A 13,157-nucleotide genomic window follows, 5' to 3' on the forward strand; every position below is an offset into this window, starting at 1 on the left:
ACCGGCGACCAAGCCCACTGGGACACCCACGGCAACCTCCACTACACCGGCCGCACCGACACCCAGATCAAGATCCGCGGCTTCCGCATCGAACCCACCGAAATCGAAACCACCCTCACCACCCACCCCCACATCACCCAAGCCACCCTCGCCACGCACCCGGACCACCACCGCACGCCCCAGCTGACCGCCTACCTGGTCACCACCGACGAGGGCCTCTCCCCCCAGGACGTCCGCCTCTGGCTGCGCACGCTCCTGCCCGACCACATGGTCCCGGCCTTCGTCGTCCTCCTGGACCGGCTGCCCCTCACCCCCAACGGGAAGATCGACAAGAGCACCCTGCCCGCACCGCAGGCGGTCGCCACGGCGGGCGGACGCGCACCGCGCACCCCGCTGGAGGAGAAGGTGCGCACCTGGTTCGGGGAAGCGCTGGCCACCCCGTCCCCCCTGTCGATCGACGACAACTTCTTCGACCAGGGCGGCCACTCCCTCCTCGCCGCCCGCCTGACGAACCGCATCGGCACCGCCCTGGGCGTCACCCTCACCCTGCGCGACGTCTTCCAGCACCCCACCCCCGTCACCCTCGCCCAGCACATCGAGACCCGGCTGCTGTCCGCGGGGGCGCCCGCTCCCCGGCGCGCCCGGCCCGCGCTGCGCCGCCGCACCCCCGACCAGGAACGGAGTTCCTCATGAGCACCACCGACCAGGACCAGGCCGCCTTCACCCCCGCACCCGACGACGTGGTCTGGGACCTGCCGGGCGAGGGTCCGCAGCGCACCGCGCTGCTGGTCCTGCCGCACGCCGGCGGCAACGCCCACGCCTACGCGGAGTGGCGCGCCCACCTGCCGGCCGACGTCCGCCTGCTGATCGGCCAGTACCCGGGCCGGGGCGCCCGTTTCGCCGAGGACCTCCCCCGGGACATCGCCGACCTGGCCGGTCCGGTCGTGGCGGCGCTGCCCGACGGGGTCACCGAGGACCTGGTGGTGCTCGGGCACAGCATGGGCTCGCTCGTGGCCTTCGAGGTCGTCCGCAGCCTGGAGGCGGCCGGACGGGCGCCCCGCGCCCTGATCGCCTCGGCCTGCCGGGCCCCGTTCCTGGCCAACCCGTGCGCCGTGTACCCGGAGCGGCTGGACGACGACGAGCTGGTCGCCGCCATCAAGGAGCGCGGCGGCACCGACGACGGCATCCTCGACGAACCGGAGCTGCGGGAGATCATCCTGCCGTCCATCCGGGCCGACTTCGCCATCGACGACGTCTACCGCTGCGCGGAGTCCGAGGCCCGGGTGGCCTGCCCCGTGACGGTGATCGGCGGGGACGCCGACCCGGTCGCGCCGGCGGCCTCGCTGATCCGCTGGGCGCAGATCACCGACCGCGCGTTCGCCTCGTACGTGCTGCCGGGCGGCCACTTCTACTTCCAGGAACGACTGCCGGAGTTCTTCTCCGTGCTGGGTCCGGTCGTCGGCGGACACGCCGCCGCCCCGGCCGCCGCCTGACCGCGCCGCGCGGCCACCGCTCCCCTTCGTCTCCGCATCCCCTTAAGGACGTTCGATGACCACGTACGCAGAGTCCCCCGCCCGGGCGGGCGCCATCACCCCGGTGCGCGAGCCCGGCAAGCCCGTCGTCGTGCACGCCCCCGCCGGTCTCGATACGGACGCCTCCACCGCCTGGCTGACCGCCCACCGCGCCGCCATCCAGGCCGAGTTGCTGCGCAGCGGCGCCGTACTGCTGCGAGGGCTGCCCGTCGAGGACGCGGCCTCGTTCGCCGCCGCCCGGGACGCCCTGATCGAGCGGCGCGCCGGGTACAAGGAGAAGGCCACCCCGCGCACCGACTTCGGCGAGGGCGTGTTCTCCTCCACCGACCTGCCGGCGGTCCAGCCGATCCGGCTGCACAACGAGAACAGCTACACCCTCGACTTCCCCGGGGTGCTGCTGTTCGGCTGCGTGACCGCCCCCGAGGAGGGCGGGGCGACGACCGTCGGCGACATGCGCGAGGCACTGCGGCTGCTGCCGCCGGAGCTGGTCGAGCGGTTCGAGCGGGCCGGCTGGCTGCTCGTGCGCAACTACTCCGAACTGGCCGGGCTGCCCTGGTACAAGACCTTCGCCACCGAGGACAAGGCGGTGGCCGAGGCCTACTGCGAGGAGAACACCGTCGGCTACGAGTGGGTCGAGGAGGACGACTCGATGATCACCCGCCAGCGGCGGTCCGCGGTCGTCACCCACCCCGTGACGGGCGAGCGGACCTGGTTCAACCACTTCGCCTTCTGGAACAGCCGCACCCTGGACCCGGACGTCCGCGAGGTCCTCGTCGAGACGTACGGGGAGGACGGGCTGCCCTTCAACACCTACCTGGGCGACGGCTCCCGGCTCACCGAAGCCGAGGTCGACGCGGTCAACGCCGTCTACGACCGGGTCACGGTCCGGGAGACCTGGCAGCGGGGCGACCTGATGATCGTCGACAACATCCTGTGCGCGCACGGCCGCGAGGCCTACCGGGGCGACCGGAAGATCCTCGTGGCCATGGGCGAGCCCGTCGCACTGGCCGACTGCGCGCCCGTCACCCAGCCGTCCACCACCGTCTTCACCGGGGAGTGACCCTCATGACCGCCGTACTTCCCGAGCGCAGCCGCCTCCACGCGGGTGCCGCCGCCCCCGTCCCCGACCTGCTGGCCCGGCTCGCCCTGGCCCCCGCCGACCGGACCGCCGTCGTCGCGGACGGGAGCGCGAGGAGCTTCKGCGAACTGCGCGCCGAGGCCATGCGGATCGCGGGCCGCCTGGCCGCCCGCGGCATCGGGCCGGAGAGCGTGGTCGCGCTGTGCCTGCCGCGCGGCGCGGAGCTCGTCACCGCGCTGGTCGGGACCCTGACCGCGGGGGCCGCGTACCTGCCGGTGGACCCGAAGCTGCCGGCCGAACGACGGTGCTACCTCGTCGAGGACGCGGGCGCCGACCTGGTCGTCACCGCCGACGCTGACACCGCGCCCCTCGCCGAGGGCGTACCGCACGTGAGCGTGGCCGCGCTGGCCGCGCCCGGCCCGGAGCTCCCGTACGCCCCGGTGGCCGTCTCCGGCGACACCCTGGCCTACGTCATCTACACCTCCGGTTCCACCGGCCGCCCCAAGGGCGTGGAGATCGGCCGGGCCGCCGCGTCCGCGCTGCTGGGCGAGCTGGAGGGCGCGGGCATCGCCGTCACCGAGGGCGGGCGGGTCGGCTGGAACGCCTCGCCGTCCTTCGACGCCTCCGTGCAGCAGTGGGTCCGCCTCTGCCGCGGCGACACCCTGGTGATGATCGACGACGAGACCCGCGCGGACCCGGCGCTGCTGGCCCGGCTGGTCGACGAACAGGCCCTGACCGACCTGGACATCACCCCCGCGCACGCCGATCCCCTGCTGGACCTGCTCACGCCCGACGGCGGCCCGCGGCCGCTGACCCTGCTGATCGGCGGCGAGGCCGTCAGCCCCGCACTGTGGCGGCGCCTGGCGCGGCTCGGCGAACGGGGGGTGCTGCGCACGGTCAACCTGTACGGGCCCACCGAGTGCACGGTCGACGCCACGGCGGGCTGGGTGGACGGCGCCGACGAGCCGCACATCGGCAGCGTCCTGCCGGGCCTGCGCACGCGGGTCCTGGACGAGGGCCTGAACCCGGTCGCCGAGGGCGGCAGCGGCGAGCTGTACCTGGCGGGCCCCCGCGTGGGCCGCGGCTACCGGGGCCGGCCCGCCCTGACCGCGGAGCGGTTCGTGGCCGACGCCGCCGGGGAGGGACACGGCGGCCGCATGTACCGGACGGGCGACCTCGTACGGCTCCTGCCCGGCGGCCGGCTGGCCTACCTGGGGCGGGCCGACGGCCAGGTCAAGCTGCGCGGCCACCGCCTCGAACTCCCCGAGGTCGAGGCCGCGGTGGCCGCCGTCCCCGGGATCGCCGAGGCGGCCGTCGTACTCCGCGAGGACGTCCACGGGGCGCCGGGCCTGGTGGCGTACTACCGGGCGGCCGGCCCCGTCACCGGCGACGCGCTGCGCGAACGCCTCACCGCCGTGCTGCCCGCGTACATGGTCCCGGCGGCCTTCGTGGCCCTGGAGCGGTTCCCGGTCACCGTCAACGGCAAGGTGGACCGGGCCGCGCTGCCCGCCCCGGCGCCGGCCGCCACCGCGCCCGCCGCCACCGGGGACGGCACCGCCGGGGGCCTGACCGCCTCGCAGACGCTGATCGCGGGCGTCTGGGCCGCGGTGCTCGGCGCCCCACACGTCGGCCCCGACGACAACTTCTTCAAGCTGGGCGGCCATTCGCTGCTCGCGATCAAGCTGGTCTCGCGGGTCCGCGCCGAACTGGGCGTCTCCCTCCCGGTGAAGGCCGTCTACGCCAACCCGCGCCTGCGGGACCTGGCCGCCCACCTCGACACCCTGGTCGCGGCCGCCGCGAGCCCGAACTCCTGAAGGACATGACCGTGATCCCGTTGTCGTACGCCCAGCGCCGGCTGTGGTTCCTGGGCCGGCTGCACGGCCCTTCCGCCACCTACAACGCCCCGGTCGTCCTGCACCTCGACGGCGAACCCGACGCCGGGGCCCTGGCCCTGGCGCTGGCCGACGTCGTGCGGCGGCACGAGGTGCTGCGCACCGTACTGCCGGCCGGGCCCGACGCGGAGCCGTACCAGCGGGTGCTGGACGAAGCGCCCGCCGCGCGGCTCACCGCCGAGGAGTGCGCGCCGGACCAACGGGACGCACGGGTGGCCGCCTTCATCCGGCAGCCCCTGGACATCACCGTCGAACCCCCGCTGCGCGCCCGGCTGTTCCTGCCGGGCGACGGGACCTCCACCCTGGTGCTGCTGATCCACCACGTGGCGACCGACGGCTGGTCGCTGCGCCCCCTGCTGCGCGACCTGGCCGGGGCCTACGCCGCCCGGCTGGCCGGCCGGGCCCCCGACGCGGAGCCGCTGCCCGTGCAGTACACGGACTACAGCCAGTGGCAGCACGAGCTGCTCGGTGACCCCGCCGACCCGGACAGCCTGGCCGCCGAGCAACTGGCCTACTGGCGGACCGCGCTGGAGGGGGCCCCGGCGGTCGTCGACCTGCCGGCCGACCGGCCCCGCCCGGCCGAGCCCTCGGGCCGGGGCGGCACGCTGACGGCCCGGCTGGACGCGGCGGCCCACGGCGGGCTGCTCGCCCTGGCGCGCACCCACCGGGCGAGCCCGGCCATGGCGGCCCGCGCCGCCCTCGCGGCGGCCCTGTCGGCGGCCGGAGCGGGCGAGGACGTCGTGATCGGCACCCCGGTCGCGGGCCGCCCCGACGAGGACCTGTACGACCTGGTCGGCTTCTTCGTCAACTCCCTCGCGCTGCGCACCGACCTGTCGGGCGACCCGTCCGTCGGGGAGCTGCTGGAGCGGGTGCGCGAAGCCGACCTGGCGGCGTACGAGCACCAGGAGCTGCCCTTCGACCTCCTGGTGGAGCGGCTTGCCCCGGAACGCGCCCTGGGACACCACCCCTTCTTCCAGGTGATGCTGACCGTGGACGCGGGCGCCGCCGGCGGTGCGGGCGTCGGCCGGGTGGAGCTGGGCGGCGGGATCGGCGGCGAGCTCGCCGACGTCGACCTGGACACGGCCAAGTTCGATCTGACCTGGTACTGCCGCGAGCTGCACACGGCCGAGGGCCGGCCGGACGGGATCGAGATCGCCCTCCAGTACGCCACCGACCTCTTCGACGAGGACACGGCCGGCCTGCTGCTGGAGCTCTACGTACGGACCCTCGAAGCGTTCGCCGACCGTCCCACGGCCCGCCTCGGCGCCCTCGGCCCGGTGTCCGGTCCGCAGGCACGGGCCCTCGCCGCGCGCGGGCGCAGCGTCCTCCCGGCCCCCGCGGCCGCCCCGCGCGGCGCCGTCCCTGCACGCCGCGACGTGCTCTCGCCCCGGGAGGAGATCCTGTGCGGCCTGTTCGCGGAGGTCCTCGGGCGCGGGGAGGGCGAGGCGTTCGCCGCCGACGCCAACTTCTTCAAGTCGGGCGGGCATTCGCTGCTCGCGAGCAAGCTGGTGAACCGGATCCGGGGCGCGCTCGGCCTGGAACTGGGCATCCGGGACCTGTTCCTCGCCCCGACCCCGGCCGCCCTGCACGGGCGGCTGGCCGCAGCGGGGGCGGCCGGGGCGGCCCGGCCCGCGCTGGTCCCCGTACCGGACCGGCAGGGGCGGATCCCGCTGTCGGCCGCGCAGCGGGCGCTGTGGCTGCTGGACCGCATCGAGGGTCCCTCGGCGGCCTACAACGCCCCGCTGGTGCTGCGGCTGGAGGCGGTCCCGGAACCCGCCGCGCTGGAGGCCGCGCTCGGTGACCTCGTCACCCGGCACGAGGTGCTGCGCACGGTGTACGGGGCCGAGGGCGGCGAGCCGTACCAGCAGGTGCTCGCGCGGGCCGGGGTGCCGCTGGAAGTGGAGACGTGCGCGCCCGGCGAGCTGGACGCGCTGGTCGACGCATTCGGCCGGGAGCCCTTCGACCTGGCGCTCCGGCCGCCGCTGCGGGCCCGGCTGTTCGTCCCGGGCGACGGCGGTGCGGTGCTGGTGCTGCTGGTCCACCACATCGCCACCGACGGCTGGTCCCTGGCCCCGCTGCTGCGGGACCTGGGCGAGGCGTACGGGGCGCGGTGCGCGGGGCGCGCCCCCGAACTGCCTCCGCTGCCGGTGCAGTACGCCGACTACGCGCTGTGGCAGCGCGAGCTGCTGGCCGACCCGGCCGCCCTGCTCGGCTTCTGGCGCGATGCCCTCGCCGGGATGCCCGCGCGGACCGCGCTGCCCGCCGACCGGCCGCGCCCGGCCGAGCCCTCGGGCCGGGGCGCCACCGTGTCGGCCGCGGTCGGCGCGGTCGCGCACCGGACGCTGTCCGGGCTGGCGCGGGAGCGGCGGGCGAGCCTGTTCATGGTGGTCCGCGCGGCGCTGGCGGCGGCGCTTTCGGCCACCGGCGCGGGCGAGGACCTGGCGATCGGCACCCCGGTCGCGGGTCGCCCCGACCAGGACCTGCACGAGCTGGTCGGCTGCTTCGTCAACTCGCTGGTGCTGCGCACCGACCTGTCGGGCGACCCGTCCCTCGGGGAGCTCGTCGACCGGGTCCGGGAAGCGGACCTGTCCGCTTTCGACCACCAGGACCTGCCCTTCGACGTCCTGGTCGAGCACCTGGCCGAGCCGGGCCGGGCTCTGGGCGAACACCCCTTCTTCCAGGTGATGCTGACCGTGCGGGAGGCCGCCGACGAGCGGGTGTCGCTCGGCCCGGTCACGGGCCGGGCCGGGAGCACCGATCTGGGCGCCGCCAAGTTCGACCTGAGCTTCCACTGCGCCGGGCGGCACACCGCGGACGGCGCCCCGGACGGCCTCGACGTGCACGTGCAGTACGCCACCGACCTCTTCGACGAGGACACGGCCCGGCTGCTGCTGGAGATCTGCGTACGGGCCCTCGAAGCCTTCGCCTCCGATCCGTCGGCCCGCCTCGGCTCACTGGACCTGGTCCGGGAGCCGGAGCGGCGGGGCCTGGAGCGGCGCCGGGACCGGCTGCGGGAGGCGCTCGCCGCGACGGCGGCGGCCCCGCCGGCCGCGACGGCGGCGCCGTCCTCCCCGCGCGAGGAGATCCTGTGCGGACTGTTCGCCGAGGTGCTGGGCGCGGAGCGGATCGCCGCCGACGCCAACTTCTTCAAGTCGGGCGGGCATTCGCTGCTGGCCAGCCGGCTCGTCAACCGGATCCGGGCCGTGCTCGGCGTGGAGGCGGGCATCCGGGACCTGTTCCTGGCCCCCACCGCGGCGGCCCTGCACCGCCGCCTCGGGACGGGCACCGGGGCGGGGACGGCGCGGCCCGCGCTGCTCCCCGTACCGGACCGGCCCGAGCGGATACCGCTGTCGTACGCGCAGCGCCGGCTGTGGTTCCTCGACCAGCTCCAGGGGCCGTCCGCCACCTACAACGTCGCGCTGGTGCGGCGCCTGGAACGGCCGCTGGAAGCGGTGGCGCTCGCCGGAGCGCTGGCGGACCTCGCCGCCCGGCACGAGGTGCTGCGCACCGTGTACGGGACCGAGGGCGGGGAGCCGTACCAGCGGGTGCTGGAGGGAGCCCGGCCGCAACTGGAACTGGTGCACGCGGCGGACGTGGCCGCGGCCGTCGACGGGGCGGCCGGGCACGTCTTCGACCTGACGCGGGACCTGCCGCTGCGGGCCTGGCTGATCCTGCCGGAGGGCGGGGGCCCTCAGACCCTGGTGCTGCTCCTGCACCACATCGCCGCGGACGGCTGGTCCACGGGCCCCCTCCTGGCCGACCTGGCGGCGGCGTACGGGGCACGGGCGGCGACGGGCCGGGAGCCGGGCTGGTCCCCGCTGCCCGTGCAGTACGCGGACTACACGCTGTGGCAGCGGGAGCTGCTCGCCGACCCGGGCGCCCCGCTCTCGTACTGGCGCGGGGCCCTGTCCGGGCTCCCGCCGCTGATCGACCTGCCGACGCAGCGGCCCCGGCCGGCCGTGCCGTCGGGACGCGGGGCCGTCACCGGCTTCGAGGTGGACGCCGCCACGCACCGGGCGCTGCTGCGGATCGCGCACGCGCGGGGCGCCACCCTGTTCATGGTGGTGCAGGCGGCGCTGGCGGCGGCCCTGACCCGGGCCGGGGCCGGGACCGACCTGGCCATCGGCACGACGGTCGCGGGGCGCGCCGACGACGCCCTGTCGGGGCTGGTGGGCTTCTTCGTCAACACGCTGGTGCTGCGCACCGGCACGGGCGGGGACCCCGCCTTCGAGGAGCTCGTCGACCGGGTCCGGGAGGCGGACCTGGCGGCGTACGCGCACCAGGACCTGCCGTTCGACCTGCTGGTGGAGGCCCTCAACCCGCACCGGTCCTCGGCACACGACGCGCTGGTGCAGGTGATGCTCCAGGTGAACCCGGCTCCGGCCGGGGCGTCCGGCGGGCCGCTGGCCGGCACGGAAGGGACCTTCGCCGCGCGGACGGCTAAGTCCGACCTGACCTTCGCCCTGACCGAGCGGCCGGCCGGCGGTCTGTCGGGGGTCCTGGAGTACGCCACCGACCTCTACGGGCCCTCGGGCGCGGCCCGGCTGGCGGCGCTGCTGGTGTCGGCCCTGGAGCTGTTCGCCGCCGATCCGTCCCGGCACGTGTCCGCCCTGCCGGCCCCGGCCGACCGGCGTCCCGCGCGGCCGCTCGCCGKGGGCTACCGGGTCGATCCGGCCCGGGTGGAGACGGTCCTGACGGCGCATCCGGCGGTGGTGTCGGCGCGGGCCCGGGTGGAGGGGGGCCGGCTGCTCGTCCGGGCCGTGACCCCGGCCGGAGCGGTGACGGAGGCCGACCTCCAGGCCTGGGCGGCGGACCGGCTGCCGGACTACGAGGTCCCGGCGGCCGTCCTGCTGCCCGAGGCCCCGGTCCCGCCGGCCCGGGAACCCGCGCCGGCCTCCGCCCCGGCCCCCGCGCCGGGCCCCGCCGGCGCTCTGACCGACGCGCTGCTGCGGCTCTTCGCGGAGGTGCTGGAGCGGGGTCGGATCGGTCCGGACGACAACTTCTTCAAGTCCGGGGGGCATTCGCTGCTCGCGGTACGGCTGGTCAACCGGGTACGGGCGGAACTCGGACGCGAACTGACCCTGCGCGAGGTGTTCCGCCACCCCACCCCGGCCCGGCTGGCGGCCCTGCTGTCGACGGCCCCCACCACCGGGCCGGCATCGGCCCCCGCCCCGGCCCTGCGCCGCCGCACCCACGCGGGCGCCCGCGTCCGGCAGCCGTAGCGTCCCCCGGCCCCGGCGACCCCTTCGGGGTCGGGGGCCGGTTCCCGGCGGTCGGCCCCACGGCTCACGGCCCCCGTCCCCTCCGGGCGGGGGCCGGCCGCGCGCGTGACCGCGAGCAGCGGGGTCGGCTCACGGGCGGCAGCACTCCCGGCCGACGGCAGCCCGGAGCCGCGGTCCCGTCCGACACCGGCCCCGGGCGCCACTCCCCGACCGGCAGCCCCGGCCGACGGTCCCGGGCGCCAGCCCCGCGCGGCACTCCCGACCGGCAGCCCCGGCCGGCACCGGTGCCGGGCGACGGTCCCGGGCACCGGTCATGGGCGACGGTCCCGGGCGCCAGCCCCGACCGGCAGCCCCGCCCGCAGCCCCGGACGGCACCGGCCCCGGGCGGTCGGTCACGGCGGCGGCGCGCAGCGGCAGTCCCGGGCGGCAGCGCGGGGCCGGGGAGCTGCCGGAGGGACTGCCCGCCGGGGGCGGGGGCGGTGCCTAGCGTGGGGGCACGGACTGCGGTCCGCACCCACCCCCTCGCCTGGAGGCCCCGCGATGCCCTCGACCGCCCCCACCGCCCGCGCCGTCCTGGACGGCGGCCCGGCGATCACCCCGGCTCCCGGTGTGCTCGACCGGCTCGACGCCCGGGTCGCCGCCGGCCCCGGGCGGCTCGCGCTGGTGCACGGCACGCGCCGGATGACGTACGGGCAGCTGGCCCTGGCGGTGGCACTGCGGGCCGACGCGCTGGCCGCCGAGGGGGCCGGTCCCGGCCGGCTGGTGGCCGTACACCGCCCGCGCGGCATCGACGCCGTCGTCGGGCTGCTCGCGGCGCTGCGGACCGGTGCGGCCTACCTGCCGCTCGACCCGGCCGCGCCCGCCGCCCGCAACGCGGCGATCCTCGCCGACTGCACCGGACGGGACGACATCGCCCTGGGCACCGGGGAGTTCCCCCTGCCGGGACCCGGGGTCACCGCCGGATCCGCCTACGTGATCTACACCTCCGGCTCCACCGGCACCCCCAACGGCGTCGTCGTCGGCCACCGCGCCCTGGCCCACTTCACGGCCGGGGCCACCGCCCGCTACGGGATCACCGCCGAGGACCGGGTGCTGCAGTTCGCGCCGCTGCACTTCGACGCGAGCGTGGAGGAGGTCTTCCTGACCCTCGGCGCGGGCGCCGCCCTGGTCCTGCGGGACGAGGAGATGCTCGACGTCCCCGGGCTGCTGGCGGGCTGCGCCGCGCACGGGGTGACGGTGCTCGACCTGCCGACGGCGTACTGGCACGAGCTGACGCACGCCCTCTCCTCGGGCGTCGACCGGCTGCCGCCCGCCCTGCGGACCGTGGTCATCGGCGGCGAGGCGGCCCTGCCCGAGCGGGTCGCGCAGTGGTGCGCGGCCGTGGACCCGGACCGGGTGCGGCTGCTGAACACCTACGGGCCGACCGAGGCCACCGTCGTGGCCACCGTCGCCGACCTCTCCCGGCACCGTGGCGGGCCGGTGCCGATCGGCTCCCCCCTGCCCGGGGTGCGGGCCGCCGTCGTCGACGGCGAACTGTGGCTGCTGGGCGGCGCCCTCGCCGAGGGCTACCTCGGCCGGCCGGAGCTGACCGGGACCCGGTTCACCACGCTGGCCGGGGAGCGCGCGTACCGGACCGGCGACCTGGTCCACGTACGGCCCGACGGCCAACTGGGCTTCCGGGGGCGGGCCGACGACGAGGTGAAGATCAACGGCCACCGGGTGGACCCGGCCTCCGTGGAGTCGGTGCTGACCGCGCACCCCGGGGTCCGCGAGGCGGCCGTGGTGGCGCCGCGGAGCGCGGACGGGGTCCTGCGGCTGGCCGCCTTCGTCGTCGCCGACGAGGGGGTGGGCACCGCGGAGCTGCGGGACCGGGTACGGGCGGCGCTCCCGGCGGCGGCCGTACCGGGCACCGTGACCCTGCTGCCCGCGCTGCCCCGGACACCCTCCGGGAAGATCGACCGCAAGGCGCTGCGGTCCCCGGCCGCGGACCCCGGGCCGGACCGCGACCCGTACGCGGTCTTCGCCGGGGAGGTGCTGCCCGCCGAGGACCGGGTCCCGCTGTCCTTCGCCCAGCGGCGCCTGTGGTTCCTGGCCGGCCTGGAAGGCCCCTCCGCCACCTACAACCTGCCGCTCGTGCTGCGCCTGGACGCCGTCCCCGACCGGGACGCGCTCCGGGCGGCCCTCGCCGACGTCGTGGAGCGGCACGAGGTGCTGCGCACCGTGTACCCGGCGGTGGACTCCGAGCCCTACCAGCACGTGCTCCCGGCCCCCGAGGTGCCGCTCCCGGTGCGCGACTGCGCGCCCGGGGAGGTCGCGGAGCTGGTGGCCGGCTTCACCGGCGCCGCCTTCGACCTCGCCGCCCATCTTCCGCTGCGGGCGGCCCTGTTCGTGCCCGGCGACGGCTCCGCCACCCTCGCGCTGCTGACCCACCACATCGCCACCGACGGCTGGTCCGTGGGCCCCCTGCTGCGCGACCTCGGCGCGGCCTACGCCGCCCGGCTGGCCGGGGGTCCGCCCGGCTGGGAGCCGCTGCCCGTGCAGTACGCCGACTACACCCTGTGGCAGCGCGAACTCCTGGAGGACCCGGCCGCGCTGCTGGCGCACTGGCGCGGGGCCCTCGACGGCGTGCCGACCCTGCTGGACCTGCCCGCCGACCGGCCCCGGCCCGCCGAGCCCAGCGGGACGGGCGCCACCCTCACCGCCCGCCTCGACGCGGACGCGCACCGGCGGCTGGCCGCGCTCGCCGAGGAGCGCGGCGCGAGCCTGCTCATGGTGCTCCAGCCCGCGCTGGCGCTGGCGCTGGCAGCCGTCGGCGCCGGGACGGACATCGCGATCGGCACGCCGGTCGCGGGGCGCGGCGACGAGGCCCTGGAGGAGCTGGTCGGGTTCTTCGTCAACACCCTGGTGCTGCGCACCGACGTGTCGGGCGAGGCCTCGTACGCGGAGCTGGTCGACCGGGCGCGGGACGCGGACCTGGCCGCGTACGCCCACCAGGAGCTGCCGTTCGACCTGCTGGTGGAACACCTGCGGCCGCGGCGGGAAGGCGCCGTGAACCCCTTCTTCCAGGTGATGCTGACCGCGCAGGAGCGGGGCGGCGAGGACACCGGGACCGACGGCCCGCTGTCGGGCCGGTTCGTCGAACCGGGCCTGGAGGTGGCCAAGTTCGATCTCAGCGCCTCCTGCGTGGAGCTGCCGGGCGGCGACGGCCTGGAGGTGTGGTGGCAGTACGCGGTGGACCTGTTCGACGCCGGTACGGCGCAACTGCTGCTGGACCTGTTCCTACGGGCCCTCGCGCGGGCGGCGGCCGACCCCACCGGGCCGGTGACCGGGTGGGGGCTGCTGACCGGCGAGGAGGGCGCGGCGGTGGCGGAGCGCCGCGAGCGCCTCGCCGCAGCGCGCGCGGACGAGCGGGCGGCGAGGGCGTCCGAGCGGG

At 76.9% G+C, this 13,157-nt stretch carries 6 protein-coding genes; all 6 read left to right on the forward strand.

Going from position 1 to position 13,157, the window contains the following annotated elements; all coding sequences use genetic code 11:
- Window positions 1-693 (forward strand): phosphopantetheine-binding protein (locus tag AB4039_RS38995; RefSeq protein WP_442272989.1); only part of this gene is annotated, 693 nt, incomplete at its 5' end.
- Window positions 690-1,493: an alpha/beta fold hydrolase gene (locus AB4039_RS39000; RefSeq protein ID WP_266843408.1), complete on the forward strand. Its 804-nt coding sequence runs from the start codon at window positions 690-692 to the stop codon at window positions 1,491-1,493. The genes AB4039_RS38995 and AB4039_RS39000, both read left to right, overlap by 4 nt.
- A gap of 55 nt (window positions 1,494-1,548) precedes the next feature.
- Window positions 1,549-2,592: a TauD/TfdA family dioxygenase gene (locus AB4039_RS39005; RefSeq protein ID WP_266843407.1), complete on the forward strand. Its 1,044-nt coding sequence runs from the start codon at window positions 1,549-1,551 to the stop codon at window positions 2,590-2,592.
- Between the two features lie 5 nt (window positions 2,593-2,597).
- Window positions 2,598-4,424, forward strand: a complete 1,827-nt coding sequence (locus AB4039_RS39010) for a non-ribosomal peptide synthetase (protein WP_442272990.1) — start codon at window positions 2,598-2,600, stop codon at window positions 4,422-4,424.
- 11 nt (window positions 4,425-4,435) lie between these two features.
- A complete protein-coding gene (locus AB4039_RS39015; protein ID WP_442272991.1) occupies window positions 4,436-9,724 on the forward strand; it encodes a condensation domain-containing protein in 5,289 nt (1,762 codons plus the stop codon).
- Window positions 9,725-10,264: 540 nt separating this feature from the next.
- On the forward strand, window positions 10,265-13,157 hold a 2,893-nt coding region (locus AB4039_RS39020), incomplete at its 3' end, for a condensation domain-containing protein (protein WP_442272992.1).

Origin of the sequence: Streptomyces sp. M-16 (assembly GCF_052114405.1) — a bacterium.
Lineage (GTDB): Bacteria > Actinomycetota > Actinomycetes > Streptomycetales > Streptomycetaceae > Streptomyces.

Coding starts and splice junctions, on each gene's coding strand:
- AB4039_RS39000 (WP_266843408.1), top strand. CDS start 690: ATGAGCACCACCGACCAGGACCAGGCCGCCTTCACCCCCGCACCCGAC.
- AB4039_RS39005 (WP_266843407.1), top strand. CDS start 1,549: ATGACCACGTACGCAGAGTCCCCCGCCCGGGCGGGCGCCATCACCCCG.